Consider the following 26376-nt stretch of genomic DNA (forward strand, 5'->3'; position numbering starts at 1 on the left):
TGCGAGACCGGCTACGCCCAGCGGCGCACGGCCCAGCGCTCCACGAAGGCGACGACGGAATCGGTGAGCTTGCCGAGGAGTGCGAGCAGGATGATCGCGAGGAAGATGCGGTCGATGCGGCCGTTCTGCCCCGAGTCGTTGAGCAGGAACCCGAGCCCCATCGACGAGGCGATGAGTTCGGCCGCGACGAGGAAGAGCCAGGCCTGCGCGAGCGCCAGTCGCAGTGCCGACAGCACCGACGGCACCGCGGCCGGCAACTGCACGGTCGAGAAGAGCGCGACGCCGTGCAGTCCGAACGCGCGCCCGGCCTCGATGAGCTGCCGGTCGACGTGCAGCAGCGACGCGGAGACGATCGTGTAGACCGGGAAGAACGCGCCGATCGCGATGAGGATGATCTTCGAGTCCTCGCCGATGCCGAACCAGAGGATGAGGAGGGGGATCCAGGCGAGCGACGGCACGGCACGGATGCCGCCGAGCGTCGGGGCGAGCAGGATGTCGCCGAGCTTCGAGAGCCCCACGACCGCACCGAGCGCGAGGCCGATCGCCGCGCCGAACGCGAATCCGAGGAACACGCGCTGGGTCGAGATCGCCACGTAGAGTCCGAGCAGACCGCGCTCGGCGAGGTCGACCGCCGCGAGCCACACCATCTCGGGCGAGGGCAGCTGCGAGAGCGGCACGAGCCCCGAGGTCGAGACCCACTGCCAGAGCGCGAGCAGGGCGAGCGGGATGAGTGCGCCGCCGACGATGCGGAACCAGCGACGGTCGATGAGCCGAGCGGATGCCCCGGGCTTCGGTCGCGGCTCGGTGGGCGGGATGACGGATGCCTCGTGGGTGCCCGGCCGTCGGTCGACGCCCGACGATCCGTACTGGCCGGCCCCCGCGATCGCGAGGCCCGCCTGTGTGACGGGCGCGGCGAACTCGTCATCGACGGAGATCGTGCCCGTCGGGGCATCCGTTCGCTGCGAGGCGTGCGTCATGGTGGATCCCTACTCGAACCGGCCGGCGTCGGCCTTCGTGACGAAGGTGTCGTTGACGAGCGTGTCGAGTGCCTGGTCGACCTGGGCCTGGGTGGCGACGTCGCCGAGCTCGACGAAGATCGGGCCGATCTTCTCGAGCACCTTCACCTGCTTGTCGCCCGGAACGCCGTCGACGTCGAGGTTCGATCGCTCCTCGATGACCTTCGTCGCGATCGCGAGGTCGAGGCCGGCGACATCCGCAAGAATCTGCGCCGTCTCCTCGGGGTTCTCGGCGGCCCAGGCGCGCGCCTGCTCGTAGGCGTCGACGACGGCCTGCGCGACCTCGGGCTTGCCCTCGAGGAAGGTCTCCGTCGCGTTCAGGAACCCGTAGCTGTTGAAGTCGACGTTGCGGTAGAAGAGGGTCGCGCCCTCGACCTCGGCGCCCGCCATGATCGGGTCGAGGCCCGACCACGCGTCGACCGAGCCGTTCTGCAGCGCCGCCCAGCCATCGGCGTGCTGCAGGTTCTGCACCGTGATGTCGTCGGCCGAGAGACCGTTGGCCTCGAGCGACTGCAGCAGGAAGAAGTAGGGGTCGGTGCCCTTCGTCGCCGCGACCTGCTTGCCCTTCAGGTCTTCGACGGAGGTGATCGGCGAGCCGTCGGGTGCGACGAGGGCCGACCACTCGGGCTGGGAGTAGAGCGAGATGACCTGGATCGGCGAGCCGTTCGAGCGAGCGAGCAGTGCAGCCGAGCCCGCGGTCGAACCGACGTCGATCGCACCGGCGCGCAGGGCCTCATTCGCCTTGTTCGACCCGGCCGACTGCACCCAGTTCACGGTGAGGCCGGCGTCTTCGAGCCAGCCCTGCTCCTTGATGATGAGGCTCAGCGGGTTGTAGGTCGCGAAGTCGATGTTCAGCGTCTGGCCCTCGAGCGAGACGGCTTCGCCGTTCGCCGCGGGCTCGGGCTCGGCGGCCTGGCCTTCTCCGGCGACGCAGCCCGAGAGCAGGAGTGCTGCAGCTGCGGCGCCCGCGACGAGTGCGGTGCGGAGGAATGGGGTGCGGAACACGGTGGACTCCTTCAGTCGTGGTGGCTTCAGTGGCGGCGGCGCGGTGCTGTGGCGCCGGTCAGAACGGATAGTGCGGGATGGTCGTGGTGGCCTCGATGCCGCGTGCGGCGCCGTGCCGGTCGATGCCGAGCCCGTCGAGCAGGCGACCGCGCAGCTCCGCGAGTTCGGCCGAACCGCGGTCGCGCGGCCGGGAGCCGGGAACGACGACGATCTGCCGGATGTCGGCGCCGGGCGCCTCGCCGTCGGGGCCGAGCAGGATGACCCGGTCGGCGAGCTGCAGCGCCTCGTCGACGTCGTGCGTGACGAGCAGCACGGTCGTGGGTGCTGCGGCGTGCACGTCGAGCAGGAGATCCTGCATCTTGAGGCGGGTGAGGGCGTCGAGTGCGCCGAAGGGCTCGTCGAGCAGCAGCACGCCGGGGTTGCGTGCGAGGGCACGGGCGAGCGAGGTGCGCTGGGCCATGCCGCCCGAGATCTCACGCGGGCGGTGACCGGCGAACTCGGCGAGGCCGACGAGCTCGATCAGGCGTGCGACCTTGTCGCGGCCCACGGTCTTCGAGGTGCCGCGCGGCAGCCCGAGGGCGACGTTGCCGGCGACGGTCCGCCACGGCAGCAGCCGGGGTTCCTGGAAGCCGACGGCCGAGCGGGGGTCGAACGGTGCCACCGCGATGTCGTCGACGGTCACGGCCCCGGCGCTCGCGCGGTCGAGCCCGCCTGCGATGCGGAGGAGTGTGGACTTGCCGCATCCGCTCGGGCCGAGGATCGCGACGATCTCGCCCGCCTCGACGTCGAGGTCGACATCGCGCAGCACCTGCCGGGTGCCGGCGGCCGTGTCGAACGCGCGCCCGACACCGCGAAACGAGACGGATGCCGCGGTCATGACGCCTCCTCGACGGGTGGTGGGGTGGGATCCTCACGCTATACATCGAAGAGAACGCTGTCAGGCGGGCCCGACCCGCGGCGTAACACGAGGAATCCGCGCGGGATCTTGCGATCATCGAACATTCTTCGACAGCACGTCGTCAGGCCTGGTCCCGATCGCCCGTGATGCGGCGCCGTCTCTGCTCGGGCGACCGTGTGCATGGGCGAAGATGGACGGATGACGAGAACGGTTCGCGGCGCCAGGGTGCTGATCACGGGTGCTGCGGGCGGCATGGGTCGCATGTACGCCGAGCGGGCCGTGGCCGAGCACGCGGCATCCGTCACCCTCTGGGATCGCGACGCGGCCGCCCTCGCCCGCACCGTCGATGAGCTCGGCGCGATCTCGCGGGGGCGAACCCGCATCCAGTCGTTCGTCGTCGACGTCGGCGACCTCGGCGCCATCGCGAAGACCGCGCAGCGGGTGCGGCGCGAGGTCGGCAACCCCGACGTGCTCATCAACAACGCCGGCATCGTGCGCGGCAACCGGTACTTCTGGGCGACCGACAACGGCGATGACACCCGATCGACCATGCAGGTCAACGCACTCGCGCCGATGTACATCACGCGCGAGTTCCTGCCCGGCATGATCGCGAACGCGTACCGCGCGGCGCGCATCGTGAACATCGCGAGTGCCGCCGGCACGCTCGCGAATCCGCGGATGGCAGTCTATGCCGCGTCGAAAGCGGCACTCATCGGCTGGAGCGACTCGCTGCGTCTCGAACTCGAGCAGGCCGACCACGGCAACGTGCGGGTCACCACGGTGACTCCGAGCTACGTCTCGACCGGCATGTTCGCCGGTGCCCGCGGCCCCGTGCTCGCGCCGGTGCTCGACCCCGAGTACGTCGTCGACCGGGTGTGGCGGGCCATGCTCGCCGGGCGTCCGCTGCTCGAACTGCCCTGGAGCGTCGGACTCTCACGCGCGCTGCGCGGCCTGCTGCCGACGCGCGTGTTCGATCGCCTGATCGGCGACGGCTTCGGCGTCTACCGCTCGATGGACCGGTTCACCGGGCGGGCCTGACCCGGCTGGGTGAGTCAGGCTCCCGGCAGTTCCTTGCGCATATGCACTGAGGCAGTGAGGTAGCCGAGGCTCTCGTACAGCGTGATCGCCGCCACATTCGTGGCGAACGCGTTGAGGCCGAGCGACTTCGCGCCGTGCTCGCGCGCGATGGCATCCGCGCGCTGCATCACGACCCGAGCGATGCCGCGCCGTTGGAATCTGTCGAGCACGCGGAGGTCGTAGATCCACCAGTCCTCCGATCCGGAGCCGCCCCGCCACGGTCCGATCCAGAGCCATCCCGCCTCTTCGCCGCGAAGTGCGACCGTGAAGAGCAAGTGCTCGTCGACGAGCCGCCCGTCGGGAAAGAACTGCTGTTCCGATTGGATTCGAGCCGCATCCGCGGCCTCGGCGCTGTCGCCGGCCTCGAGGCGCGCCTCTTCGTACTCCCGCATCGCGATGGCCAGCCATCGGGCGACCTCGTCGACGCCTTTCGGCACGAGTTCGACATCTGCAGGGTCCACCTTGGTCATGACCCCATGGTGCCGGATGTGCGCGCTGCCGTCGATGCCGCGCGCGGTTGCATACGCTACCGCTCGATGGACCGGTTCACCGGGCGGGCCTGAACGCGCACGGGTTGCGGACGCGGTCGTCGCGCGGCGAGGCCGAGCAGCATCGGCACCACGAGCCCTGCGGCGCAGATCACGGGCAACCAGAGTTCGGACGTCATGGCGTGACGGTACCCCGCGAAACTGGAAGCGAGCCTCGAATCGCGGCCCGGATCGCGCGTGAGCCGTCGGGGTCAATCGTCGTCGTACCGGTCGTTGCCCTCGTTGCCGTTGCCCCGGTCGTCGTTGCCGGTGTCGTTGCTTCCGTTGTCGTTCTCGTCCTTGTTCTTGTTCGTCTTCTTGTCGTTGTCGTTCTTCTTGTCGTTCCTGTTGCCCTGCTTGTCTTCGTCGTTGCGGTCGCCGTCGGTGTCGTCGCCGCCCGTCGTGGGGCTGGGCGTCGGGGTGCCGGCGGTCTCGGCCGCTTCGAGGTCGGCTCGCACGAGCGCGAGCGCCGCGCGGATGTCGGCCGCCTTGTCGGCATCGATGGCGCCGTCGTCGACGGCCGCGGTGACGTCGTTCTCGAGCAGTGCGAGCGCGGCGATGGCTCCGAGGTAGTCGCCGACCTCCGCCCGTTCGGCGACCTGCACGACGGAGGCGTGCAGGCTTGCGCTGACCGCCTCGGGGGTCTGCCCGCATGCGCTGAGTCCGAACGCGAGCGACGCGGCGAGGAGCCCGCCGCCGATGACGGTGCGTACGCGCCTCATCGGGTCACCGCCTCGCCCAGTTGCTCGAGATGCACCCCGAGCTCGCCCGGCAGGCTCGGCAGCGGTTCGGCGGGCGCGGTCGAGGGTTGCGTGAGGCTCGCGATCGCCGGCGGGATGACCAGCGCCGCCCCGATCGCGATGAGACCGAGCAGGGCGATCGAGATCGCCGGTCGCACCCAGCGCCGCGAACGGGCCGGGGCGGGCGTGAGGGCTGCCGCGACGGCCCGCGCGGCGACGGTGTCGTCGGACGAAGCGGTCGCTCCGAGGGTATCGGTGGGCGTCGCCGGCAGTTTCACGGTCGCGTCGGATGCCTCGAGCACGACGGTCGCCGCAGCATCCGGCTCTGTCGTGGTGGTGGTGGTGGTGGTGGTGGTGGTGGTGGTCGTGGTCGCCTTCGCCGTCTCGAACCGGCTCGCCGCCATCGCGACTTCGAGCGCCGTCGGCCGGGCGGATGGCTCGCGCGCCGTCATGTCGCGAAGCAGCGACGCCCACTCCGGGCCGAGTTCGGAGGGAATCTCGGGGTCGTGCGCGAGCCGTGCGGCCGTCGCCTCGGTGGCCGTGCCCGGGAAGGCCGGCCGGCCGGTGCGCGCTTCGATCAGCACGAGCCCGAGCGAGTAGATGTCGGCCGCGGTGCCTGGCGCGCGTCCGCTCACCTGCTCGGGGCTGAGGTAGCCGGGGGTGCCGACGTACGCCCCGGTGCGAGTGAGGCGTGTGTCGTCGATGAGGCGCGCGATGCCGAAATCGGCGAGCTTCGCGTTCCACGCTCGCGTGGGCAGGTGGGCCGCCGCGAGCAGCACGTTGGCGGGCTTCACGTCGCGGTGCACGATGCCGCGTTCGTGGATCACGTGCAGCGCCTCGCCGAGGTCGGCGGCGAGCCACGCGGCATCCGATGCGCTGACTGGGCCGGTCTGCAGGGTGCCCCGCAGATCGCGACCGTCGACGAGCTCCATGACGAGGTACTCGCGGTCGATCGAAACGTCGTGTGCGGCGTCGTAGAGGCGCACGAGCGCACGGTGCTCGACGCTCGCGAGCAGGGCGATCTCGGATCGGCGGCGTGCGGCGTCGTCGATGCCCTCAGCCGCCTCGGCGAAGACCTTCACGGCGACGGATCGGCCGAGGCTCTGATCTTCACCGCGATAGACGCTCGCCATGCCGCCGCGGCCGATGAGACCGCCGAGCCGATACCGCCCGCCGAGGGTTGCACCTGTGAACGGGCCGCCGACGGGTCGATCAGTGGAGCTGGTCACGTGTTCGAGGGTAACCTCGCCGGCTGGGAGCCGGCGACGACGGAGTGTCGGGATGCGCGGTCAGCGAGCGCGCCCGTGCCCGTGGTCGTGGTCGTGGTCGTGCTCGTGCTCGTGGTCGGCCTCGCGTTCTCCGGTCAGCACCGAGACCGGCACCGTGCACGCATCGCCGCGCCAGGCCTCGATGCCCTCGCGCACGGCGAACGCGGCGATGACGAGGGCGGCGATGGAGTCCGCCCACGCCCACCCGAGCAGGCTGTTGAGCAGGAGGCCCGCGAGAAGGGCGGCCGAGAGGTAAGCGCAGATCAGCGTCTGCTTCGAGTCGGCGATCGCGGAGGCGGAACCGAGCTCACGGCCGGTGCGCCGCTCGAACCACGACAGCAGCGGCATGACGGCGAGGCTCACGGCGGCGAGCGCGATGCCGACCGGGGAGTGCTCGGGTTCCGAAGCCCCGAGCAGCGAGCGGGCCGCATCGATCGAGACGAACAGCGCCAGGCCGAAGAACGAGACGGCGATGAGGCGCAGGGCGAAACGCTCCCGCCGGTGCGGATCGGGGGCGGCGAACTGCCAGGCCACGGCTGCGGCCGAGAGCACCTCGACGATCGAGTCGAGACCGAAGCCGATGAGCGCGGCCGACGAGGACGCCGTTCCCGCGGCGAGGGCGATGATCGCCTCGATCACGTTGTACGTGATGGTCGCCGCGACGATCAGGCGGATGCGGCGGACGAGCACGACGCGGCGCTCGGCGGTGAGCGGCCGAGGTGGGCTCGCGCCCGGAGTGAGAGGTACCGACGTCATGCGCAGGTGCATCCCTCGCTCGAGCAGCAGGCCGGGTCGACGACGAGCACGAGTCGGAGCAGGTCGCCGAGCGCCGGTGCGAGGAGCTCATCAGCGAGACGGTACGAGGTGCGGCGGCCCTCTGGCACCGCCTCGACGAGTCCGCAACCGCGCAGGCATGCCAGCTGGTTGGACATCACCTGCCGGGAGACGCCGAGCGACTCGGCGAGGTCGGAGGGGTACGCCGGCGCGTCGCGGAGCGAGAGCAGGACCCGGGCGCGGGTCTCGTCGGAGAGCGCGTGCCCGAGGCGTGCGAGCGCCGCGGTGTGGGTCAGGGTCGCCGTATCGGTCATGTCGATGACAGTACACGCGATTGTGGATTCACAAAAGACTGTACCGACTTGATGGCGAGGAGGCGGTTCGCGTCGGACCCGGTTTGCTCATGCCCCCGCCCTGGTGAAGGTCACATGGGTGACGCCGCTGGGTGCTGAGGTTGCCTCGACGCCGTAGTCCTGCTCGATGCCCTCCAACCCGTCCCAGAGCCGCACGCCACGACCGAGCAGGATGGGGACCACGACGACGTGCAGGTAGTCGACGAGCCCGGCGGCGAGGAAGTCGCGGATCACGGTGGGGCCGCCGCCGAGGCGCACATCGAGGCCGTCAGCGGCAGCTTTCGACTTCTCCACCGCTTCAGCAGGCGGGGCATCGATGAAGTGGAACGTCGTGCCGCCCTCCATCTCGATGGACGGGCGGGTGTGGTGGGTGAGCACGAAGACCGGCGTGTGGAACGGCGGGTTGGGTCCCCAGGCGCCCTTCCAATCCGGATCCTCGTGCCATCCGGGGTGCCCGAACTTGCCGGCGCCCATGATCTCGGCCCCGATCCCGGAGTCGTGTCGCTGTACGAAGGCGTCGTCGACGCCGCCGCTGCCGCCGGGCTGCCACCACTGCGTGGCGAACATCCATTGATGCAGTCGGTCACCGGCGTGACCGAAGTGCGCGTCGGCGTCTTGGCCCTCACCGGTGCCGAAACCGTCGAGGGAGATGGCGAAGTTGTGAACGCGAACGAGAGACATGGGGTGCTCTTTCTCTGGAGACGATTGGTTCGTCAGTCGTGAACATGCGGGTGAGGCTTCGTGATCGGCGGCTCCGGTTCAGCTCTCGACCGCTGGAGGTCCGTCGAGCACGGTGGGGACGTACTCGAGTAATTGGATGCTTCCGTCGAAGGTGCGGCTCTCGACGAGTTCGAGGGAGAGGTCCGGGTAGCCGTCGAAGACGCGCTCACGTCCCGTGGCTCCGGTGATCACCGGGAACACCACCACACGGAAGCGATCCACGAGCCCGGCCGAGAGCAGCGTCCGAACAAGGCTGAGACTGCCGATGGTGCGCAGTTCCCGCGACTCGCGCCGCTTCAGGTCTCGAACCGCCGCGACCGGGTCGTTGTCGACCAGTTCGGTGTTCGCCCACGAGAGCGGTTCGCTGAGCGTGGAGGAGAACACGATCTTGCGCGCTGCGGCCAATGCCCGTGACGCAGGGTCGTCCGCCTGGGCCAGGTGCTCGGCGAAGAGCCGATAGGTGGTCGCGCCCATGAGCTGGATGGGCTCCCCCTTCAGGCTGTCCTGCTCCAGCCAGGCGAGGTACTCGGGTCCCTCCATGCCCCAGTAACCGGGCCAGCCCTCGGCGCCTCCATAGCCGTCGAGCGAAATGATGAAGTCCACCATCAACGCTGACATCGCAATCCCCTTCCATGGGGCTCTCGTGTTCCGAACAACGCGACCCACGCGGCTCTGCGGCGAGCGGTCGCGGCGGCGGTGAGGTAGATGAGTGCGGAGCGCATGGTCAGCAGGGTGACCACGTGCACGTCGGCCGTGCGAAAGGATGTCGCGCAGATCATGACCAGGCCCAAGATGCCGGGCCGGCGCGACCGCAGCACTGCCTCCATCGCGGGGCTCTCCAGGCACGGCGGCTCAGCGCCTCGCGGCTCAGTTCGAGATCGGCCTCGAGCTTGGGTAAGTGCTCGGACACGGGTCGACCTCCAGCAGATAACGTGAACAGGTAGTGTCGAGTTACAGCGTAGACCCATATCTTGAACATGTCTATTCAGGTTAGGAGATTGATGTGACCACCGCCGCATCGAAGACCCCCAAACGCGCCGACGCCCGCAAGAACATCGAGAAGATCACCCAGGCCGCCATCGAATGCCTCGGGCAGGATCCCGATGCGAGCCTCGGGCAGGTCGCACAGGCCGCGGGCGTGGGCCGGGTCACCCTGTACGGGCACTTCCCCTCACGCGAGCTGCTCGTCGAGGCTGCGCTCGTCCGTGCCCTGACCGACGGCGACCGAGTGCTCGAAGCGGTCGACCTCACCGGCGACCCGCGCGCGGCACTGCGTGCGCTCATCGAATCCAGCTGGCAGTTGACGGCGCAAGCCGGCACCATCCTCGAGGCGGCCCAGGCGGTCCTCCCGCCCGGGCGCATCCGCGAACTGCACGCCGAACCCGAAGCGCGCGTGAATCACCTGATCCGTCGCGGCCAAGCCGAGGGCGTCTTTCGCACCGACCTCCCGGTCAGCTGGCTCGCCAGCTCCATGCACCACGTCATGAAGGGGGCTGCGGCCGACATCACGGCCGGACGTCTCGACCCCGGCGACGCCGGACAATTCATCGCAGAGGTGATCCTCGGCGCCTACACGCCACCGGTGATCCGGAGCACCTGAACCGGCATCGACGAGGCCGCATCTCCTGATCGGCGTATCCAAGGGAGGATCGCGCAGAGTGTGACGCATGGCCGGGCGGCCCAAGCGCGTGCCAGGGCAGATTCTTGTGATCGATGCCGCCCCCTGTGATTCCGGACCGCGCCAGGAGCCCGACTTGACTGTGCCCCAGGGGCATGGTTTCTACTTGCCCTAGCCCCCGATCGGCGAAGTCGGGGCGCAGGGGCGGAGGAGTCGAGATGGCATGGAGTACCCGGGAGCTGGCGCAGATCGCTGGAACGACCGTGAAGGCGGTGCGCCACTATCACGAGGTCGGGTTACTCGACGAGCCTGAACGGTCGTCGAACGGGTACAAGCAGTACGAGGTCCGGCATCTCATTCGAGTGTTGCAGATTCGGAGGTTGTCGGAACTCGGTCTGTCCTTGACGCAGATCTCCACTCTGCAGAGCACCGAGGAGAATCCGAGGGAGGCGCTTCGGGCCATCGATGCGGAGCTCGCCACGACCATCGACCGACTCCAGAGCGTGCGGACCGAGATCGCCGCGCTCCTCGAGCACGGCTCACCGGCCGTGCTGCCCCGGAGCTTCGGCGCGGCTGCACATGGGATGACGGAAACCGACCGATCGCTCATCATGATCTACTCGCGCATCCTGTCCGATGACGCCATGCGCGACATGAGCGAGATCTTCACGGCCGACCGAAGCGATGCTGATCGGGAGTTCGAGACGCTCTCGCCACATGCCGACCTCGCCACGCGCGTGCGCCTCGCCGAGCAACTCGCCCCCGAGCTCGGAGCCCAGTACGCGAAGTACCCGTGGCTGTCCGATCCGGCGACGCAGTCCACTGATCGCTCCGCTTTGCTCCACGATCAAGATGCGGTGGTGCAGTTGTACAACCTTGCCCAGCTCGAGGTCCTGTACCGCGCGCACCTGCTCGCATCCGGTCAGACCGACGAGCGACTTCCGATGCAGTGACCCGCAGGTCGATCTCGTCCGAGCCGCCGGCGCACGCCGACATCACGGCCGCCCGGCCACGCTGACCCCGGATCGCCACTTGTCGACGCCGCGCTCGCGGCGTCGTCTCACTTGCCATGCCTGTTGGCGTCAATCGCGCCGTCGTGAAGGGAACCCCCATGTCCAACCCCGTCGAAGGACTCATCTCCGGCTTCCAGGACCTGGTCGCCCAGGTGCCGGACGCCGTCCAACCGCTCATCGTCGCCGCGGCCGGCGCGATTCCATTCATCGAGGAGGGCGCCGCCGGGATCGGCGTCGTCGCGGGCCTCAATCCAGTCGTGGCGTTCGGCGCGAGTGTGGTCGGCAACCTCGTCAGCGTCGTGTTCGTCGTGCTGCTCGGTGCGCGGGTCCGTGGCTCGATTGTGAACCGTCGGTCGCAACGCATCACGGTGGCGAGCACCGCGAGTACAGCAGCGGCTGTCGGGGAAACCACCGACCGAGGTCTCGACACCGACCGTCCCGAGGTGAAGGCGGGTGGAGAGTCCATGGGAAAGCAGAAGCTCCGGCGCTGGCTCGTGCGTTTCGGGGTCCCAGGCGCCAGCCTGCTCGCGCCGATGGCGCTCCCAACCCAGCTCACCGCCGCGTTCCTCGTGAGCGTCGGCGTCAACAAGGGCCGCGTCATCGTGTGGCAGGCGATCGCCATCATCCTCTGGACAGCCCTCGTCACCATCTCGGCGACCCTCGCACTGCTCGTGGTCACGAACGTCGGCTGACACGAACCAGCTGCCACGAACCAGCTGCCACGAACCAACTGACACGAACTACCCGACCCGAACTCTCCGAAACGACTCTTCGACACGAAAGGCGGACCATGAAACCCAACCCCGAACCCACTGTCCTCCCCGCACGTACCCGCCCGTCCCGTCCCGGCTGGCCCGAGATCATCGTCGGTCTGTCCGTGACGCTCGCGGTCGGGTCGCTTGCGCTCCTCATCGTTCCGCTACTCCCTGAGTCCGAGCCAGTCCTCTCGGGCCTGGTGCTCGCCGGGTGGTCGGTTCTCGCACCATTCGCCGGGTTCGCCGCGGCTGCGCTCATCCGCATCCGATCCTGGCCGGCGTTCAGCATCAGGCGAACGACTTGGCGTTGGCTGCTCGTCGGCATCGTGGCGGGCGTCGTGGGATTCATCCTGAAGGGGGTGCTCAACGCCGCGATCATCGCGCTCGGGTTCGAGGAGAACGCGCAGGTCCCGTACTACGAGGCTGCCGGCGGCGGCATCCTTCCGCTCGTCCTGACCTTCGCGATGATCTCTCTCCTCGTGCCGCTCGGGGAGGAGTTCCTGTTCCGTGGCGTCGTCATGAACGGACTGCTCCGCTACGGCGCGGTGGTCGCCGTGATTGCGAGCTCGGTCGTCTTCGCACTGTTCCACGGCATCAATCTGGCGCTGCCCGGCGCCGTGGTCTTCGGCATCATCTGCGCCGAGCTCGTTCGGCGCAGCGGCTCGATCTGGCCCGCCGTCGCCGCGCACACGATCAACAACCTCGGCCTCCCGGTGTTCGTGCTCATCGTCAGCACAAGCGGGATGTGAGCGCAAGCAGCCTGAGCTGACTAGAAGATCATCGGCCGATCGTCGTCGTCTTCGCCGAGTGCGAGCTCGACGAGCACCGGCACATGGTCGCTGGGGGCGTCGCCCTTGCGCTCGTTGCGGTGGATCGAGGCATCCGTCACGGCCTCTGCGAACGCGGCCGAACCGAGGATGAAGTCGATGCGCATGCCCTCGTTGCGCGGGAACCGGAGCTGCTTGTAGTCCCAGTAGGTGAAGCCCTCGGGGATGCGGGGGCGCACCACGTCGGTCACACCGGCGTTCTCGAGCGTGAAGAACGCCTGCCGCTCGGCGGGCGAGACGTGCGTCGTGACTCCCTCGATCACCGTCGGGTCGCCGTTGTCGACATCGAGCGGGGCGATGTTGAAGTCGCCGGTCAGCGCGAGCGGCACTTCGGGCCGGGCGGATGTCTCGGCGCGCGTGTACTCGGTGAGTGCTGCGAGCCAGTCGAGCTTGTAGGTGTAGTGCGGGTCACCCAGCGAGCGGCCGTTGGGCACGTAGAGGCTCCACACGCGAGCACCGCCGACCGTCGCGCCGATCGCCCGCGCCTCCTGGGGCTGGTCGGGGCCCTCGAGACCCTTGAGGAACCCCGGCATGCCCGGGAACGAGGTCTCGACCTCGCCGATCGGCGAGCGGCTCGCGATCGCCACGCCGTTCCACTGGTTCAGGCCGTGGATGGCGAGCTCGTAGCCGGCCTCTTCGAATGCCTCGACCGGGAACTGCTCGGGTCTGCACTTGATCTCCTGCATGGCGAGCACATCGACGTCTTCGCGCACCATCCAGTCGACGACGCGACCGACTCGGGTGCGGATCGAATTGACGTTCCAGGTGGCGATGCGCATGGGCCAAGCCTATTCGGGCGGGATGACAGAGCGGAGCGCAGGTGCTGCTGAGGGCTTACGAACGCCCCATCGAGAGCCGTGGCAGCGCGATCCAGAGCAATGCGGCGACGACCAACGCGATGCCGAGGGCCACGAAGCCCGCTGTGCGGCTGAGCGCCAGCTCGAAGATGAGCCCCGCCACGCCCGCCGCGAGCAGCGATGCGACGAGCAGGTGCGCCCGCAGCAATCGGTCTCCGCGCCGGACGATCTGCTCCTTCTGCCGTTGACCGAACAGTTGCCGATGCAGAATCACCGGGGCGAAGCCGAGCAGCGTCGCGGCGAACGCGAGTGCCACGAGCACGAGGTAGAGCCACAGCTGGTAGCCGTCGAGCTCGGTGAACCTGGGCTGGAACGCCGCGGCGAGCAGGAAGCCCGTGATGATCTGCGTGCCGGTCTGCGTCGCCCGCAGCTCCTGCAGAATGTCGTTCCAATTGCGGTCGAGGCGCTCGGTGCGGGTCTCGTCGCGACCGTCGCTGCGGTCGTCCTCCGCAGAATTGCTCTCTTCGGCGGCCATGAGGTGAGCGTAGCGCAGCGGTCTGGAGCACCGAAGTTCTGGTGCACCGGCATCCGAAGCTGCGAAGATCGAGGTACGCGAGAGCCGGGGGTTGACCGTGAAGTTCAGCATCGAAGGTGTCGATGGCCTGCCAGAGATCGCGCAGGGCGCCGACCTCGCCGCGCTCATCAGCGGTGCCGTCGAACTCGACGACGGCGACATCCTCGTCGTCACCTCGAAGATCGTCTCGAAGGCCGAGGGCCGCGTCGTTCAGGCGGCCGATCGGGAGCAGGCGATCACCGACGAGACGGTGCGCCTCGTGGCGAGCCGTGAGTTCGATGGCGGCGTGACCCGCATCGTCGAGAACCGGCAGGGCATCATCGGTGCCGCGGCCGGCGTCGACGCGTCGAACGCGCCCGACGGCACGGTGCTGCTGCTTCCGGTCGACCCGGATGCCTCGGCGCGGGCGCTGGCCACCGGCATCCGTGCGCTGACGGGCGCCAACGTCGGCGTCATCCTCTCCGACACGCTCGGCCGCCCGTGGCGCGAGGGCCAGACCGACCTGGCGATCGGTGCGGCGGGGGTGCACGTCTTCGACGATCTGCGCGGGGGCACGGATGCCTCGGGCAAGCCGCTCTCGGTCACGATGCCGTGCGTGGCCGACGAGATCGCGGGCGCTGCCGAACTCGTCAAGGGCAAGTCGGCGGGCGTGCCCGTCGCCGTCGTGCGCGGACTCGACCGCCTCGTCGGCGACCTCGATCTGCCCGGCGCCCGTTCCATCCAGCGGCCGGCGGAACGCGACCTGTTCCGGGTGGGCGCCGACGAGGCGTACAACGAGGGATACCGCGACGGGTTCGACGAGTCGCAGTCCGAAGGGCCGTTGGTCGCCGGCTGAGAAGACGTCGTGCGCCGATCATCCGTCAGGATGGAGGTGTGTCAGTGCACATCGGTTACGCAGCGATGCTCGAGCAGTTCCCGCCGACCGAGGCGGTGGCGCTCGCAGCGCTCGCGGAGCAGCACGGCTTCACGGGCGTCATGGCGTCCGACCACTTCCAGCCGTGGGTGCCCAGGCAGGGTCAGTCGTCGTTCGTCTGGAACGTGCTCGCCGCACTCGGCGAGCGCACGGTCGGCGATCTCGGGCCCGTCACGACGCCGACCTTCCGCACGCACCCCGCCGTCGTTGCGCAGGCGAGCGCGACGCTCGCCGCCATGTACCCGGGTCGGCACTGGCTCGGCATCGGCTCGGGCGAGGCGCTGAATGAACACGTCGTCGGCCAGTACTGGCCAGAGGCCCCGGAGCGCATCAACCGCATGTTCGAGGCCGTCGACCTCATCAGAAAGCTGTTCTCGGGCTCGCTCGCCGGCCGTGATGTGCGTCATGCCGGCCCGAACTTCAGGCTCGAGTCGACTCGACTGTGGACCATGCCCGACACCGCCCCCGAGATCCTCATCGCGACCGCCGGGCCGGTCACCGCACGACGGGCCGGCACGCACGGCGACGGCCTCATCACGACGAGCGCCCCGATCGACCGCGTCGCCCCGCTTCTCGCACGGTTCGCCGCGGGAGCGAAGGAGTCCGGGCGCGACGCCTCGACGCTGTCGAAGGTGCTGCAGCTCCACCTCTCGTGGGCGCCCACCGACGAGGCCGCGATGCGGGGCGCGCTCGAAGAGTGGCCGATCGGGGGTCTGCGCTTCGGTCGCAGCGACATCCGCTCGCCGTTCGAGTTCGAGCAGATCGCGCGCACCGTGCGCCCCGAGGACTTCGAGGGCCGCATGCTCGTCTCGGCCGATCCAGACGTGCATCGCGCGCACATCCAGCGCTACCTCGACCTCGGGTTCGACCGCATCTACCTGCACAACGTCGGACGCAACCAGGCCGAGTGGATCGAGGTCTTCGGACGCGACGTGCTGCCGGGGCTGCACCGATGACCCGGGTGCGCCCGTGAGCGGCTGGGTCCTGGTGATCCCGGTGAAGGCGCTCGATCTCGCCAAGAGCCGGCTCGGCGGCGTCGGCCCGCGCGGTCGGGCTGCGCTCGCGCAGGCGTTCGCCCTCGACACGATCGACGCTGCGACCTCGTGCCGGGCCGTCGACCGCGTCGTGGTCGTCGGCGATGCATCCGAGCTGGGCCGGGTGCTGCCCGCGACTGGGGTCGAGATCGTCGACGAAGGAACGCGCGCGGGGCTCACGGCCGCCATCCGCCGCGGCATCGACCATGCTCGTGCCGACGAGCAGTTGCCGGTGGCGGTGCTGCTCGGCGACCTGCCCGCCCTCACCCCGATGGAACTCGCGGCGGGGCTCGACGCCGCCGCGCGGCATCCGCTCGCCTTCGTGCCCGACGCCGACGGCACCGGCACGACGCTCGCGACTGCGGCGGCCGGGACGCCGTTCGCACCCGCATTCGGCGACGCGTCTGCCGGTCGGCACGCCGACGCCGGGTTCACCGACCTGACCCGCGCCGAACCCGGCGTGATCGGGGCAGGACTCCGCCGCGACGTCGACACGATCGAGGCCCTCGAGGCCGCACTCGTCGAGGGCGTCGGCGTGCACACCGCAGCGGTCGTCGCCGCGCTCGCCGACGGGTCACTGCGCCGCGACCACCGGCATGCCCCGTGGAACGGCCAGAACAGCCAGAACAGCCAGAACAGCCAGAACAGCAGGAACGGAAAGGGAACATCGTGACGCTCACTCTCGGATACAAGGCCTCGGCGGAGCAGTTCGCACCTCGCGAGCTCGTCGAGATCGCGGTCGCCGCCGAACAGCACGGCTTCGAGTCGGTCGCCGTGAGCGACCACTTCCAGCCCTGGCGGCACGACGGCGGGCACGCGCCGTTCTCGCTCGCGTGGATGGCCGCGGTGGGCGAGCGCACCTCGAAGATCAGGATCGGCACGAGCGTCATGACCCCGACGTTCCGCTACAACCCCGCGGTGATCGCGCAGGCCTTCGCGACGCTCGGCTGCCTCTCGCCGGGCCGCATCATGCTCGGCGTCGGCACCGGCGAGGCGCTCAACGAGATCGCCACGGGATTCCGCGGCGCCGGCGAACAGGACTGGCCCGAGTTCAAGGAGCGCTTCGCGCGGTTGCGGGAGTCCATCCGCCTGATGCGCAAGCTGTGGAGCGAGGATCGCGTGAACTTCGAGGGCGAGTACTACTCGACCCACGACGCATCGATCTACGACCGGCCCGACGGCGGCGTGCCGGTCTACGTCGCCGCGGGCGGCCCGGTCGTGGCGAAGTACGCCGGACGTGCGGGCGACGGCTTCATCTGCACCTCGGGAAAGGGCATGGAACTCTACACCGAGAAGCTCATCCCGGCCGTGAAGGAGGGAGCCGCCGCCGCCGGGCGCGACTTCGACGAGATCGACCGCATGATCGAGATCAAGATCTCGTACGAAGAGACCGAGGATGCCGCGCTCGAGAACACGCGCTTCTGGTCGCCGCTCTCACTCTCACCCGAGCAGAAGCACTCCATCACCGACCCTATCGAGATGGAGCGCGCCGCAGACGCGCTGCCGATCGAGCAGATCGCCAAGCGCTGGATCGTCGGCACCGACCCCGACCAGGTCGTCGACGAGATCAAGCAGTACGTCGACGCCGGGCTCAACCACCTCGTCTTCCACGCGCCCGGTCACGATCAGCGCCGGTTCATGGAGCTCTTCGAACGCGACCTCGCGCCGCGGCTGCGCGCGCTCTGAGACCCGGTCTCGATCCTGAGTGTTCTCCACGGATCGACCCGGGATGCCGCGGTCCGGCGTAGCCTGAACACATGCGCGCCCAGAGTTCCGGGGCATCCCGCAGGTTCAGCCGCTGGATTCCCGCCATCGCAGCGCCGATCGCGATCGGCCTTGCCGTCGTGCTGGTGCCGATGCAGGCGAACGCCGCGGTCGACCTCCCCGACCTCACGCCCCGGCAACTGCTCGAACTCGCTGCATCGAGCGAGGTCGACGCCCTGTCGGGAACGATCGAGCAGAGCTCCGAGCTCGGGCTGCCCGACCTCTCCGCGCTGACCGGCGGTGGATTCGACGGCGGCTCGCCGGGCGACGACGGCGACGCGGCATCCGCCACCGACCTCGACGACCTCATCTCGCTCGCGACGGGCACGCACACGGCTCGCGTCTACCTCGACGGCACGAATGCACGACTGCAGGTGCTCGATTCGCTCGCGGAACGCGACGTCTACCTCTCGAGCGACGACGCGTGGATCTACGACTCCAGTGAGCAGGCGGCGACGCACGTCACGGTCGACCGAGCCGGTCTCGACGCGCTGAAGGCCGAGGCCGAGGCGCGCGCCGGCGATGCGCGCGCACGACTCGAGGCCGAGCTCGCCGCCCCGCTCCCGACCCCTGGCGAGGTGCTCGACCGGGCGCTCGAGAAGCTCGACGAGTCCACCGAGATCTCCGTCGGCACCGATGCACGCGTCGCCGGGCGAGAGGTGTACGAACTCGTGCTCGAGCCGCGCGACGCCGAGACCCTCGTCGGCGAGATCACGGTCGCGATCGACGGCGAGACGGGCGTCGCGCTCGCCGCGTCTCTCACTGGCCGCGAGGCCGCAGAACCGGCCTTCAGCGTCGAGTTCACCGAGGTGTCGTTCGAGACACCGGATGCCTCGGTGTTCGCCTTCACCCCGCCCGAGGGCGCATCGGTGACCGAGCACGAGGTGCCGATCCCGACCGTCGCCGAGCTCGATCAGTGGAAGGCGGAGGCCGAAGCCGGTGCCGAGGCCGGTGCCGCAGCCGGTGTCGCAGACGGCGAGCGGATGCCGCAGCCGATCGTGCACGGCGAGGGCTGGGGCACCGTGGTCGAGCTGCCGGCCGGTGATCTCGGGGCGACGGGCGGCGAGGGTGCCTTCCCGCAGGCTCCGGATGTCGCCGCGATGCTCGAGACGCTCACGCAACCCGTCGACGGCGGACGCGTGCTGCAGACGTCGCTCGTCACCGTGCTGCTGACCGACGACGGGCGCGTGTTCGCCGGTGCAGTGACGGCCGAGCGTCTGCTCGACGCCGCGAACGGGCGCTGAGGCGCCGCGCGTGCCCGAACTCGCGATCGAGACGCACGGCCTCAGCAAGCGTTTCCGTTCGCAACTCGCCGTCGACGGGCTCGACCTCGCGGTGCCGCAGGGGGCCGTGTTCGGATTCCTCGGACCGAACGGCTCGGGCAAGACCACCACGATCCGGATGCTCCTGGGCCTCGTCGCCGCCACCGCGGGCGAGGCGCGCGTGCTGGGCGCCGAGATGCCGAGACGCCTCGACGCGGTGCTTCCGCGGGTGGGTGCGCTCGTCGAGGGGCCGGCCTTCTCGCCGTACCTCTCGGGCGAGGCGAATCTGCGCCGTTTCGACGCCGCCGACCGGCGGGCGCCTCGGACGACGCGCGCTGCCCGCGTCGCCGAGGCGCTCGATCGCGTCGGCCTCTCGCACGCGGCTCGCAAGAAGGTGCACGCCTACTCGCTCGGCATGAAGCAACGCCTCGGCATCGCGAACGCGTTGCTCATGCCCCGTGAGTTGCTCGTGCTCGATGAGCCGACGAACGGCCTCGACCCGCAGGGCACGCGCGAAGTGCGTGCGCTCATCCGCTCGCTTGCCGGCGACGGCACGACCGTGTTCGTCTCGAGCCACCTGCTTGCCGAGGTCGAGCAGGTCTGCTCCCACGTCGGCGTGATGCGGGCCGGGCGACTCGTGACGCAGGGCACCCTCGACGAGTTCCGGGGCGACGGCGACGCCCGCGTTCTGGTGCGCACACCCGATGCCGAGGCGGCTCGCGCAGTGCTCGTCGGATTGGGGCTCACGCCCGATGCATCCGGCCCGCCCGATGTCGTCGCCGCCGGGCTCGGCTCGGCCGCGCCCGAATCCCTCGTGGCCGCCCTCGTGGCCGCCGGCGTACGGGTGCGCGGCTTCGAGACGGTGCACGCGAATCTCGAGCAGCGATTCGTCGAGCTCACCGGAGAGGGGTTCGACGTTGTCGAGTGAGAGCGAGGCGGCCGTCGCCGCCGGTAACGGCGAAGTCGCCGTGCCGCGACCCGTCCGGGCCGCCACGCTCTCCCTCCTCGGCTCCGAACTGCTCACCCTGTTCCGCCGCCGACGCACCTGGGCGCTGCTCGGAGCACTCGCGCTCATCCCGATCCTCATCGGTGTCGCGATCCGCGTCGCCGGCGACTCGCCGAGCGGGCGCGGCCCGGCGTTCCTCGACCAGATCACGAACAACGGGCTCTTCGTCGGCGTCACGGCGATGCTCGTCGCGACACCGCTCTTCCTGCCGCTCACGATCGGCGTCGTCGCCGGCGACACCATCGCCGGCGAGGCGAGCCACGGCACCCTGCGATATCTGCTCATCGCGCCGGCCGGGCGCATCCGCCTGCTCGTCGTGAAGTACCTCACCGCGGCGGCGTTCTGCGCGGCAGGGGCGCTGACCGTCGTCGTGGCCGGCACGGTCGTCGGCTGGGCACTGTTCCCGATCGGCCCGGTGACGCTGCTCTCGGGCACGTCCGTGAGCGTCGGCGAGGCCCTCCTGCGCTTCCTCGCGATCGCCGTCTACGTGACGGTGTCGCTCCTCGGCATGTCGGCGATCGGGCTCTTCCTGTCGACCCTCACGACGGTGCCGGTCGGCGCGATGGCGGCGACGGCGATCCTGGCGGTCGTGTCGCAGATACTGGATGCGCTGCCGCAACTCGAGGCGCTGCATCCGTGGCTCTTCACGCACTACTGGCTCGGCTTCGGCGACCTGCTGCGCGACCCCATCGTCTGGAGTTCGTTCGCCGACAACGCACTACTGCAGGCGGGCTACCTCGTCGTGTTCGGTTCGCTGGCCGTCGGCCGCTTCCTCACGAAGGACGTGCTGTCGTGATGGCGCTGGCGCGGCGTTGCCCGCCCCGACGTCGTGGTCAGCGCAGCCCGGGCCGGTTCACGCTCGGCGGCAACGCGCAGTAGTCGTAGAAGAATCGGCTCGGGGAGGCCGCGTCGGTGGCGTCGACGATGACGGATGCCCCGGAGTGCGGCAACTCGTCGCCCGCGAGCAGCCACAGCGAGAAGTGCCAGATGCCGCGCACACCGTCGTCGAGCAGATGCCGGCCGTCGACGACGAGCACCGAGTCGGCGGTGGCCCCGGCCATGGCGCCCGAGCGGAACGGTTCGATGGTGTCGGCGCGCAGGGCGGCCTCGTCGGCCTCCCCGACCGAGGCGCGCACGACCGACTGCCCGTGCGCGGCGAGCACGTCGGCCAGGCCGTCGGCGAATCGAGCGGAATCGACGGCGGCGCGAGCGTCAGCGCCCGCATCGGCGCGAGCTTCAACGCCCGGCTCGGCGGGTGCTTCAACGCCCGGCTCGGCGCGAGCGTCAACGCCCGGCTCGGTGCCTGCCTCGACGGCGATGAGCCGGCGCCCGTGCGACGCGTTGTGCAGGAACTCCTCGGCGATGCCCTCGAGGAACTCGCTTCTCGTGGTGGGGGGAGCTTTCGGAGTCACCCCTTCAGCGTACGCTCGCGCATCCGTAGCGCGCGCGTGCGTACGCGGTCAACAAGTAGACGTTTGTACAAACGTGCATTTGTGCTAGCGTGGCTGTCGGGGAGGTGCCGATGATGAGTGAGCCGCAGCTCGCGCTCGACCGGGCGTTCCACGCGCTGTCAGACCCGAACCGCCGCACCATATTGGCGATCGTCCGCAACGGGCATCGCGCGGTGGGCGAGATCGCCGAGGCCCTCGGCGGGTCGCAGCAGATCGTCTCCCACCACCTCAAGGTGCTTCGCGAGGCCGGCCTCGTCACCGACTCGCGATCGGGCACTCGCCGTCTCTACGCCGTGCGCGTCGAAGGACTCGCCGTCGGCAAGGCCTTCTTCGACGACTTCTGGCCCGAGCGCCTCAGCGCCTTGAAGCGTGCGGTTGAGGAGTCGGCGACGAGGAGCGCCGATGACTGAGTACCGAACGTCGATCGACATCGACGCGACACCCGAGGCCGTCTTCCGGTTCCTGGTGACGGAGAACGGAATGACCTCCTGGATGGGTCAGTGGGCGTCGCTCGACCCGGTGCCCGGCGGGGAGTTCGCGGTGGACATCGCCGGATACCCCGTGCGCGGCTCGTACCTCGAGGTCGACCCGCCCCGGCGCATGACGGTCTCCTGGGGGTTCGCCGGCAATGAGAGCCTGCCGCCCGGCGCATCGACGGTGTCGTTCGAATTGACCCCGATCGGTGCCGGAACCCGGGTCGAGGTCGTGCACACCGACCTGCCCGATACCGAGGTCGCCGGTCACGGCGGCGGATGGACCCACTTCCTCCCTCGCCTCGCACGAACCGCCGCAGGCGAGCAACTGCCGCCCGACACCTGGCAGCCGCGCTGACCGCCGGCACCGGCGGCCCGAATCGACCAACCCCGAATCGATCAACCCCGAATCGATCAACTCAGACCCCGACCAACCCCGACCCGATCAACCCCGACCCCGACCAACCCCGACCAACCCCGACCCCGACCAACCCCGACCCCGACCAACCCCGACCACACGAAGGAGTCGCCATGCCGAACACCGATGACCACGCACTCTCGACCGTCGAGGCCTACCACCGGGCCTGGACGAGCGGCGACGTCGATCGAGCAATGGGCTACGTCTCGGACGACGTGCGTTGCTTCGCCCCCGACGAGAAGGTCACCACGAAACAAGACTGGCGCGAGTACCTCACCGGTTTCGTCCCCATGTTGACCGGCGCGCCCGAGCATGCCCGCATGACCGACGGCGATCGGGTTGCGCTGTGGTACTTCCCCCAGACCGCGGTGACGACGACGACGCTCGCGAGCGAACTGTTCACGGTCCGAAACGGCCAGATCGTCGAGATCCGTCTCGCGTTCGACCGCCTCGGCTACGTGCCGCCGGAGGGGCGGCCCGCATGACCCCGGGAACCGCGAATGCCCGCGAACTGATCGACCGGATCCGGGCGCGGCTGCCCGATGAGCATGAGCACGTGCGCGAAGTACGCATGTTCGGAACGATCGCCGTCATGATCGACGACGCCATGGCCGTCGCCGTGCACAACGACGGCGGCCTGCTCGTGCGAGTCGCTCCGGACGAAGACTCGCGGCTGCTCCAGAGCCCGGGTGCCTCCCGCGCGGAGATGGGCACCGGCCGCTCGATGGGCACGGGCTGGATCCACGTCGAGGCGAGGGTGCTCGCCGACGACGCGGCCCTCGACGGCTGGCTCGAGTGCGCGACCCGGAATCTCGCGCAGCGCGGATCCGCGCGCGGCTGAGCCGCAGCCGCGCCGGCAGTGGGCGCCGCAGCCGTGCCGGCAGTGGGTGCTCGCGTCACGGTGCAGGCGATTTCACCGTATGTCCGCTCCTCAGGGCCCGTGAGCGGGAATCGCCTGCACCGTGAACGACGCGGCGACGCCCGAGTACGCGATGATGGGTCGTCCGGTGGAAGGGCGCTCGAGCACCTCGGCTTCGACGCCCCAGACCTCGCGGATCAGTCCGGGTTCGAGTACCGCGGCCGGGGCTCCGGATGCCACGACCCGACCGCCGTCGAGCACGATCACGTGATCGGCGTACGCGGCCGCGAGGCCGAGATCGTGCAACGCCGCGAGCACCGTGCGCCCGGACTCGGCGAGGCCGCGGAGCAGTTCGAGGCTCGTGAGCTGCGCCCGCACGTCGAGGTGGTTCGTCGGTTCGTCGAGCAGCAGCAGCTCGGGCTCCTGCGCGAGCGCCCGCGCGAGGTTCACGCGCTGTCGCTCGCCGCCCGAGAGCGTTCCGTACCCGCGCGACGCGAGCGACTCGAGTCCGAGCAGGGCGAGTGCCTCGGCAACGACGGTGCGATCGCGGTCGCCCGGGCCCGACCAGGCGCCGAGGTGCGGGGTGCGTCCGAGCGCGACGACCTCGTCGACGCGAAGTTCGGGGGAGTCGTGGGTCTCCTGCTCGGCGAGCGCGATGCGTCGTGCGCGGTCGCGGCGGCGCAGCGCGGCGAGGTCGCGGCCGGCGAACGCGAGCGTACCGGCATCCGCTCGCTCGATGCCCGCGATGAGGTGCAGGAGCGTCGACTTGCCGGCGCCGTTCGGCCCGAGCAGCGCACCGAGCGCGCCCGTCGGCACCGTCACGTCGACGTCGTCGACGATGAGGCGTCCGGGGCGCGAGAAGCGCACGCGCGCGAGGTCGAGTCCGTCGCTCATGAGACCCTCCGTCGCATGAGCAGCAGCGCGAACACCGGGCCGCCGACGAGCGCCGTGATGATGCCGACCGGCAGCTCGCGCGGGTCGAAGAGCGTGCGCGCGGCGGTGTCGGCCCAGACGAGGAACAGGGCGCCCGCGAGCGCCGACAACGGCAACAGCGCACGGTGGCGGGAGCCCACGAGCAGGCGCACCCCGTGCGGCAGGATCAGGCCGACGAAGCCGATCGAGCCGCTCACCGCCACGAGCGCGCCCGTGAGCAGCGCCGTGCCGCCGAGCAGGAGCACCCGGCTGCGACCGACGTGCACACCGAGAGCGGATGCCGCGGCGTCGCCGAAGGCGAAGGCGTCGAGCGTGCGGGCGCTCGCGATGAGCGGAATGCCGATGGCGACGAGCGCGCCGCCGGCGATCGCCACCGACGCCCAGTCGGTGCCGGCGAGCGAGCCGAGCAGCCAGTTCAGGATCTCGCGGTAGCTGTCGCCGGTGGCGCTCCAGAAGATGACGAGGCTCGTGATCGCGCCGAACATCGACGAGACGGCGAGGCCTGCGAGCACCGTGCGGGTGGGCGAGAGCGGGTTGCCCGCGAGCCCGCCGCCCGATGCTCGGCCGGCCGCGCCGGCGAGGGCGAGCGTCGCGACGAGGGCGGCGAGGGCGCCGGCGAACGCCGCGACCGGAAGCAGCAGGCCGACGCCGAGCACGATCACGACGACCGCGCCGACCGAGGCGCCCGACGAGAGGCCGAGCAGGTAGGGGTCTGCGAGCGGGTTGCGCGTGAGTGCCTGCATGACGGCGCCGCAGATGGCGAGTCCGGCGCCGACCGCGGCGGCGGTGAGCACGCGGGGCATCCGCAGCTCCCAGACGATGCCGTCGCGGAGCGGGGTGAGCGTGGGCTCGCCGAGCCCGAGGTGCGCGAGCACGCTCGCGACGACGTCGGTAGGCGCGAGCCCGGCGGGGCCGATGGTGACGGCCGCGATGACGGATGCCGCGAGCAGCGCTCCGAGCGCGACGGCCCACAGCGCCGTGCGCACGCCGCGAGCCGGCGGGGTGCGAGCGGCGTGAGGCGCGGCAGGCGGTGGAGGGCTGACCCGCTGGGCCTCCTCGACCCGGTGCCCCTCCTCGACCGGCTGGGCCTCGTCGACCCGCTGGGCCTCCTCGACCCGGTGCGCCTCCTCGACCGGCTGGGCCCCGTCGACCCGCTGGGCCCCGTCGACCGGCTTCATCAGCCGAGCCCGCCGAGGCTGCCGAGTTGCTCGACGAGCGATGCGACGGCGCCGACGTTGCGCACGCCGGCCTCGGTCGCGGGGAAGTCGATCACGAGGTATCGCTGCGCCTGCACCGCGGGCAATGCCGCGGTCGCCGCGCTCGACTCGAGGTGTGCGATCTTCTGCTCTGCCGTGTTCCACGCAGCATCGACGAGCACGATCACGTCGGGATTCGCGTCGACGATCGCCTCCCAGCCCATCGAGGTCCAGGTGTCCTCGACGTCGGCGGCGATGTTCTCGAGGCCCGCGGCCTGCATGATCATCTGCGGCGCGCCGATGCCGGCCCCGACGTACGGGGTGTCGGAGCCCGAGCTGTACCAGAGCGCCGTGAGACCCTCGGTGTTCGGCTCGATCGCCGCGAGCTCGGTGCGCTGCGACGAGACGAGGTCGGCCGCGACATCCGGAACGCCGAAGATCTCGCCCGCCTCTTCGAACTCGCGGAAGACCTCGTCGAAGGTGAGCGGGTGCGGCATGTAGCCCTCGCTCTTGCATGCGGCAGGGGCAACGTAGCTCGCGACGCCGAGCTTCGCGAGCGTCTCGCGATCGCCCGCGCCCTCGGCCGAGAGGTTCGACTCCCAGCCGGCGAACACGAGGTCGGGTTCCGCCGCGAGCGTGACCTCGTGCGATGGCACCTTGTCGGAGAGCGACTCGATGCCGGATGCCGCATCGGCGAGCGCTTCGGGCACGGGGCCATCGCTGAAGGCCGAGCCGACGATGCGGTCTTCGAGACCGAGTGCCAGCATCAGTTCGAGCGTCGAGGACTTGATCGTCACGACGCGCTCGGGCGCCGCTTCGAAGGTGACCTCGGTGCCGCAGTTGTCGATGGTGAGGGGGAACGCGGCGCTTCCGGCGCTTCCGGCGCTGCCTGCGTCGGATGGCCCGCCCCCGGCGCCCGCAGCCCCTGTGCTCGCGCAACCCGCGAGCAGCAGCGCTGCGACGCAGGCAATGCCCGCTGGGAGATGGGCGTGGACACGGTGCGTGGGCATGAGGCCTCCGGGAGTGCGTGCGAACGGATCCGACGAGGTCGGCGACACACAGCCCAATCCCGGGCCATCACGACCGGTGAAAGCCCACCGGCGGT

General features: G+C 70.1%; 33 protein-coding genes. 16 read left to right on the forward strand and 17 right to left on the reverse strand.

The window, feature by feature from the left end; translation table 11 throughout:
• Nucleotides 1–11: 11 nt before the first annotated feature.
• The 3 genes from FHG54_RS02775 to FHG54_RS02785 are packed head-to-tail and all read right to left on the reverse strand — an operon-like array spanning nt 12 to nt 2898.
• Nucleotides 12–977, reverse strand: coding sequence for an ABC transporter permease (locus FHG54_RS02775; RefSeq protein WP_210415461.1), 966 nt, complete (start codon nt 975–977; stop codon nt 12–14).
• A gap of 9 nt (nt 978–986) precedes the next feature.
• Nucleotides 987–2021 carry an aliphatic sulfonate ABC transporter substrate-binding protein gene (locus FHG54_RS02780; RefSeq protein ID WP_139415873.1) on the reverse strand — a complete coding sequence of 345 codons (1035 nt, stop codon included), beginning with the start codon at nt 2019–2021 and terminating at the stop codon, nt 987–989.
• A gap of 58 nt (nt 2022–2079) precedes the next feature.
• Nucleotides 2080–2898 carry an ABC transporter ATP-binding protein gene (locus tag FHG54_RS02785; RefSeq protein WP_139415874.1) on the reverse strand — a complete coding sequence of 273 codons (819 nt, stop codon included), beginning with the start codon at nt 2896–2898 and terminating at the stop codon, nt 2080–2082.
• A 219-nt stretch (nt 2899–3117) separates the two neighbouring features.
• Here FHG54_RS02785 and FHG54_RS02790 point away from each other — a divergent pair, with 219 nt between their 5' ends.
• A complete protein-coding gene (locus FHG54_RS02790; RefSeq protein WP_139415875.1) occupies nt 3118–3957 on the forward strand; it encodes an SDR family oxidoreductase in 840 nt (279 codons plus the stop codon).
• A gap of 14 nt (nt 3958–3971) precedes the next feature.
• On the opposite strand, the gene FHG54_RS16245 is transcribed toward FHG54_RS02790, so the two are convergent.
• The 8 genes from FHG54_RS16245 to FHG54_RS02820 form a co-directional block, all read right to left on the reverse strand.
• The gene (locus FHG54_RS16245; RefSeq protein WP_168197077.1) at nt 3972–4466 is read right to left on the reverse strand and encodes a GNAT family N-acetyltransferase; all 495 of its coding nucleotides are present in this window, start codon (nt 4464–4466) and stop codon (nt 3972–3974) included.
• A 56-nt stretch (nt 4467–4522) separates the two neighbouring features.
• Nucleotides 4523–4663 carry a hypothetical protein gene (locus FHG54_RS16250; protein WP_168197078.1) on the reverse strand — a complete coding sequence of 47 codons (141 nt, stop codon included), beginning with the start codon at nt 4661–4663 and terminating at the stop codon, nt 4523–4525.
• 72 nt (nt 4664–4735) lie between these two features.
• A complete protein-coding gene (locus tag FHG54_RS16255; protein ID WP_168197079.1) occupies nt 4736–5245 on the reverse strand; it encodes a hypothetical protein in 510 nt (169 codons plus the stop codon).
• Nucleotides 5242–6492, reverse strand: coding sequence for a serine/threonine-protein kinase (locus FHG54_RS02800; RefSeq protein ID WP_139415877.1), 1251 nt, complete (start codon nt 6490–6492; stop codon nt 5242–5244). Before FHG54_RS02800 ends, FHG54_RS16255 begins: the two co-directional genes overlap by 4 nt.
• A 60-nt stretch (nt 6493–6552) precedes the next feature.
• Nucleotides 6553–7287, reverse strand: coding sequence for a cation efflux transmembrane domain-containing protein (locus tag FHG54_RS02805; RefSeq protein ID WP_139415878.1), 735 nt, complete (start codon nt 7285–7287; stop codon nt 6553–6555).
• Nucleotides 7284–7619, reverse strand: a complete 336-nt coding sequence (locus FHG54_RS02810) for an ArsR/SmtB family transcription factor (RefSeq protein WP_139415879.1) — start codon at nt 7617–7619, stop codon at nt 7284–7286. The genes FHG54_RS02805 and FHG54_RS02810 overlap by 4 nt, the downstream gene beginning before the upstream one ends.
• Before the next feature lie 87 nt (nt 7620–7706).
• On the reverse strand, nt 7707–8339 hold the full coding sequence (locus FHG54_RS02815; RefSeq protein ID WP_139415880.1) for a dihydrofolate reductase family protein: 633 nt from the start codon (nt 8337–8339) through the stop codon (nt 7707–7709).
• A 78-nt stretch (nt 8340–8417) separates the two neighbouring features.
• On the reverse strand, nt 8418–8996 hold the full coding sequence (locus FHG54_RS02820) for a dihydrofolate reductase family protein (protein WP_139415881.1): 579 nt from the start codon (nt 8994–8996) through the stop codon (nt 8418–8420).
• A 385-nt stretch (nt 8997–9381) separates the two neighbouring features.
• Here FHG54_RS02820 and FHG54_RS02825 point away from each other — a divergent pair, with 385 nt between their 5' ends.
• The 4 genes from FHG54_RS02825 (at nt 9382) to FHG54_RS02840 (ending at nt 12513) form a co-directional block, all read left to right on the forward strand.
• Nucleotides 9382–9978, forward strand: a complete 597-nt coding sequence (locus FHG54_RS02825) for a TetR/AcrR family transcriptional regulator (RefSeq protein WP_139415882.1) — start codon at nt 9382–9384, stop codon at nt 9976–9978.
• A gap of 236 nt (nt 9979–10214) precedes the next feature.
• On the forward strand, nt 10215–10949 hold the full coding sequence (locus tag FHG54_RS02830) for a MerR family transcriptional regulator (RefSeq protein ID WP_139415883.1): 735 nt from the start codon (nt 10215–10217) through the stop codon (nt 10947–10949).
• A 158-nt stretch (nt 10950–11107) separates the two neighbouring features.
• Nucleotides 11108–11701, forward strand: coding sequence for a small multidrug efflux protein (locus FHG54_RS02835; protein WP_139415884.1), 594 nt, complete (start codon nt 11108–11110; stop codon nt 11699–11701).
• A 98-nt stretch (nt 11702–11799) separates the two neighbouring features.
• Nucleotides 11800–12513, forward strand: a complete 714-nt coding sequence (locus tag FHG54_RS02840; protein ID WP_139415885.1) for a CPBP family intramembrane glutamic endopeptidase — start codon at nt 11800–11802, stop codon at nt 12511–12513.
• Between the two features lie 20 nt (nt 12514–12533).
• Here FHG54_RS02840 and FHG54_RS02845 read toward each other — a convergent pair whose 3' ends face one another.
• Together FHG54_RS02845 and FHG54_RS02850 are read right to left on the reverse strand one after the other, a co-directional pair.
• Nucleotides 12534–13370, reverse strand: coding sequence for an exodeoxyribonuclease III (locus tag FHG54_RS02845; protein ID WP_139415886.1), 837 nt, complete (start codon nt 13368–13370; stop codon nt 12534–12536).
• A gap of 55 nt (nt 13371–13425) precedes the next feature.
• Entirely contained in the window at nt 13426–13923 is a 498-nt protein-coding gene (locus tag FHG54_RS02850) for a DUF6328 family protein (RefSeq protein ID WP_139415887.1), read from the reverse strand.
• A gap of 91 nt (nt 13924–14014) precedes the next feature.
• Between FHG54_RS02850 and cofE the strand changes: the two genes are divergently transcribed.
• The 7 genes from cofE (at nt 14015) to FHG54_RS02885 (ending at nt 20737) form a co-directional block, all read left to right on the forward strand.
• Entirely contained in the window at nt 14015–14797 is a 783-nt protein-coding gene (cofE, locus tag FHG54_RS02855; RefSeq protein ID WP_139415888.1) for a coenzyme F420-0:L-glutamate ligase, read from the forward strand.
• Nucleotides 14798–14862: 65 nt separating this feature from the next.
• The gene (locus tag FHG54_RS02860) at nt 14863–15831 is read left to right on the forward strand and encodes a TIGR03557 family F420-dependent LLM class oxidoreductase (RefSeq protein WP_139418269.1); all 969 of its coding nucleotides are present in this window, start codon (nt 14863–14865) and stop codon (nt 15829–15831) included.
• A 13-nt stretch (nt 15832–15844) separates the two neighbouring features.
• Nucleotides 15845–16582, forward strand: a complete 738-nt coding sequence (cofC, locus tag FHG54_RS02865; RefSeq protein ID WP_139415889.1) for a 2-phospho-L-lactate guanylyltransferase — start codon at nt 15845–15847, stop codon at nt 16580–16582.
• The gene (gene fgd / locus FHG54_RS02870; protein WP_139415890.1) at nt 16579–17595 is read left to right on the forward strand and encodes a glucose-6-phosphate dehydrogenase (coenzyme-F420); all 1017 of its coding nucleotides are present in this window, start codon (nt 16579–16581) and stop codon (nt 17593–17595) included. The genes cofC and fgd overlap by 4 nt, the downstream gene beginning before the upstream one ends.
• A gap of 71 nt (nt 17596–17666) precedes the next feature.
• A complete protein-coding gene (locus tag FHG54_RS02875; RefSeq protein WP_139415891.1) occupies nt 17667–18917 on the forward strand; it encodes a LolA family protein in 1251 nt (416 codons plus the stop codon).
• A gap of 10 nt (nt 18918–18927) precedes the next feature.
• A complete protein-coding gene (locus tag FHG54_RS16475; protein ID WP_139415892.1) occupies nt 18928–19863 on the forward strand; it encodes an ABC transporter ATP-binding protein in 936 nt (311 codons plus the stop codon).
• Complete coding sequence (locus FHG54_RS02885; protein ID WP_210415462.1) at nt 19853–20737, forward strand: ABC transporter permease; 885 nt, start codon at nt 19853–19855, stop codon at nt 20735–20737. Before FHG54_RS16475 ends, FHG54_RS02885 begins: the two co-directional genes overlap by 11 nt.
• Nucleotides 20738–20774: 37 nt before the next feature.
• On the opposite strand, the gene FHG54_RS02890 is transcribed toward FHG54_RS02885, so the two are convergent.
• The gene (locus tag FHG54_RS02890; RefSeq protein ID WP_139415894.1) at nt 20775–21353 is read right to left on the reverse strand and encodes a nucleoside/nucleotide kinase family protein; all 579 of its coding nucleotides are present in this window, start codon (nt 21351–21353) and stop codon (nt 20775–20777) included.
• 113 nt (nt 21354–21466) lie between these two features.
• Here FHG54_RS02890 and FHG54_RS02895 point away from each other — a divergent pair, with 113 nt between their 5' ends.
• From FHG54_RS02895 to FHG54_RS02910, 4 genes are all read left to right on the forward strand, one after another.
• Nucleotides 21467–21802: an ArsR/SmtB family transcription factor gene (locus tag FHG54_RS02895; RefSeq protein ID WP_139415895.1), complete on the forward strand. Its 336-nt coding sequence runs from the start codon at nt 21467–21469 to the stop codon at nt 21800–21802.
• Entirely contained in the window at nt 21795–22223 is a 429-nt protein-coding gene (locus FHG54_RS02900; RefSeq protein WP_139415896.1) for an SRPBCC family protein, read from the forward strand. Before FHG54_RS02895 ends, FHG54_RS02900 begins: the two co-directional genes overlap by 8 nt.
• A 173-nt stretch (nt 22224–22396) precedes the next feature.
• Nucleotides 22397–22768 carry a nuclear transport factor 2 family protein gene (locus tag FHG54_RS02905; protein ID WP_139415897.1) on the forward strand — a complete coding sequence of 124 codons (372 nt, stop codon included), beginning with the start codon at nt 22397–22399 and terminating at the stop codon, nt 22766–22768.
• Nucleotides 22765–23124, forward strand: a complete 360-nt coding sequence (locus FHG54_RS02910; RefSeq protein ID WP_139415898.1) for a TfoX/Sxy family protein — start codon at nt 22765–22767, stop codon at nt 23122–23124. Before FHG54_RS02905 ends, FHG54_RS02910 begins: the two co-directional genes overlap by 4 nt.
• 90 nt (nt 23125–23214) lie before the next feature.
• On the opposite strand, the gene FHG54_RS02915 is transcribed toward FHG54_RS02910, so the two are convergent.
• The 3 genes from FHG54_RS02915 to FHG54_RS02925 are packed head-to-tail and all read right to left on the reverse strand — an operon-like array spanning nt 23215 to nt 26281.
• Nucleotides 23215–24036 carry an ABC transporter ATP-binding protein gene (locus FHG54_RS02915; protein WP_139415899.1) on the reverse strand — a complete coding sequence of 274 codons (822 nt, stop codon included), beginning with the start codon at nt 24034–24036 and terminating at the stop codon, nt 23215–23217.
• Complete coding sequence (locus FHG54_RS02920; protein ID WP_210415463.1) at nt 24033–25253, reverse strand: putative F420-0 ABC transporter permease subunit; 1221 nt, start codon at nt 25251–25253, stop codon at nt 24033–24035. Before FHG54_RS02920 ends, FHG54_RS02915 begins: the two co-directional genes overlap by 4 nt.
• Nucleotides 25253–26281, reverse strand: a complete 1029-nt coding sequence (locus tag FHG54_RS02925; RefSeq protein WP_139415900.1) for a putative F420-0 ABC transporter substrate-binding protein — start codon at nt 26279–26281, stop codon at nt 25253–25255. The genes FHG54_RS02920 and FHG54_RS02925 overlap by 1 nt, the downstream gene beginning before the upstream one ends.
• Between the last annotated feature and the right edge of the window lie 95 nt (nt 26282–26376).

The organism is Agromyces laixinhei, from assembly GCF_006337065.1.
Classification (GTDB): Bacteria; Actinomycetota; Actinomycetes; order Actinomycetales; family Microbacteriaceae; genus Agromyces; species Agromyces laixinhei.

Coding starts and splice junctions, on each gene's coding strand:
- FHG54_RS02775 (WP_210415461.1), bottom strand. CDS start 977: ATGACGCACGCCTCGCAGCGAACGGATGCCCCGACGGGCACGATCTCC.
- FHG54_RS02785 (WP_139415874.1), bottom strand. CDS start 2,898: ATGACCGCGGCATCCGTCTCGTTTCGCGGTGTCGGGCGCGCGTTCGAC.
- FHG54_RS02790 (WP_139415875.1), top strand. CDS start 3,118: ATGACGAGAACGGTTCGCGGCGCCAGGGTGCTGATCACGGGTGCTGCG.
- FHG54_RS16245 (WP_168197077.1), bottom strand. CDS start 4,466: ATGACCAAGGTGGACCCTGCAGATGTCGAACTCGTGCCGAAAGGCGTC.
- FHG54_RS16250 (WP_168197078.1), bottom strand. CDS start 4,663: ATGACGTCCGAACTCTGGTTGCCCGTGATCTGCGCCGCAGGGCTCGTG.
- FHG54_RS16255 (WP_168197079.1), bottom strand. CDS start 5,245: ATGAGGCGCGTACGCACCGTCATCGGCGGCGGGCTCCTCGCCGCGTCG.
- FHG54_RS02805 (WP_139415878.1), bottom strand. CDS start 7,287: ATGACGTCGGTACCTCTCACTCCGGGCGCGAGCCCACCTCGGCCGCTC.
- FHG54_RS02810 (WP_139415879.1), bottom strand. CDS start 7,619: ATGACCGATACGGCGACCCTGACCCACACCGCGGCGCTCGCACGCCTC.
- FHG54_RS02815 (WP_139415880.1), bottom strand. CDS start 8,339: ATGTCTCTCGTTCGCGTTCACAACTTCGCCATCTCCCTCGACGGTTTC.
- FHG54_RS02820 (WP_139415881.1), bottom strand. CDS start 8,996: ATGTCAGCGTTGATGGTGGACTTCATCATTTCGCTCGACGGCTATGGA.
- FHG54_RS02830 (WP_139415883.1), top strand. CDS start 10,215: ATGGCATGGAGTACCCGGGAGCTGGCGCAGATCGCTGGAACGACCGTG.
- FHG54_RS02835 (WP_139415884.1), top strand. CDS start 11,108: ATGTCCAACCCCGTCGAAGGACTCATCTCCGGCTTCCAGGACCTGGTC.
- FHG54_RS02840 (WP_139415885.1), top strand. CDS start 11,800: ATGAAACCCAACCCCGAACCCACTGTCCTCCCCGCACGTACCCGCCCG.
- FHG54_RS02845 (WP_139415886.1), bottom strand. CDS start 13,370: ATGCGCATCGCCACCTGGAACGTCAATTCGATCCGCACCCGAGTCGGT.
- FHG54_RS02850 (WP_139415887.1), bottom strand. CDS start 13,923: ATGGCCGCCGAAGAGAGCAATTCTGCGGAGGACGACCGCAGCGACGGT.
- FHG54_RS02860 (WP_139418269.1), top strand. CDS start 14,863: ATGCTCGAGCAGTTCCCGCCGACCGAGGCGGTGGCGCTCGCAGCGCTC.
- FHG54_RS02875 (WP_139415891.1), top strand. CDS start 17,667: ATGCGCGCCCAGAGTTCCGGGGCATCCCGCAGGTTCAGCCGCTGGATT.
- FHG54_RS02895 (WP_139415895.1), top strand. CDS start 21,467: ATGAGTGAGCCGCAGCTCGCGCTCGACCGGGCGTTCCACGCGCTGTCA.
- FHG54_RS02900 (WP_139415896.1), top strand. CDS start 21,795: ATGACTGAGTACCGAACGTCGATCGACATCGACGCGACACCCGAGGCC.
- FHG54_RS02905 (WP_139415897.1), top strand. CDS start 22,397: ATGCCGAACACCGATGACCACGCACTCTCGACCGTCGAGGCCTACCAC.
- FHG54_RS02910 (WP_139415898.1), top strand. CDS start 22,765: ATGACCCCGGGAACCGCGAATGCCCGCGAACTGATCGACCGGATCCGG.
- FHG54_RS02915 (WP_139415899.1), bottom strand. CDS start 24,036: ATGAGCGACGGACTCGACCTCGCGCGCGTGCGCTTCTCGCGCCCCGGA.
- FHG54_RS02920 (WP_210415463.1), bottom strand. CDS start 25,253: ATGAAGCCGGTCGACGGGGCCCAGCGGGTCGACGGGGCCCAGCCGGTC.
- FHG54_RS02925 (WP_139415900.1), bottom strand. CDS start 26,281: ATGCCCACGCACCGTGTCCACGCCCATCTCCCAGCGGGCATTGCCTGC.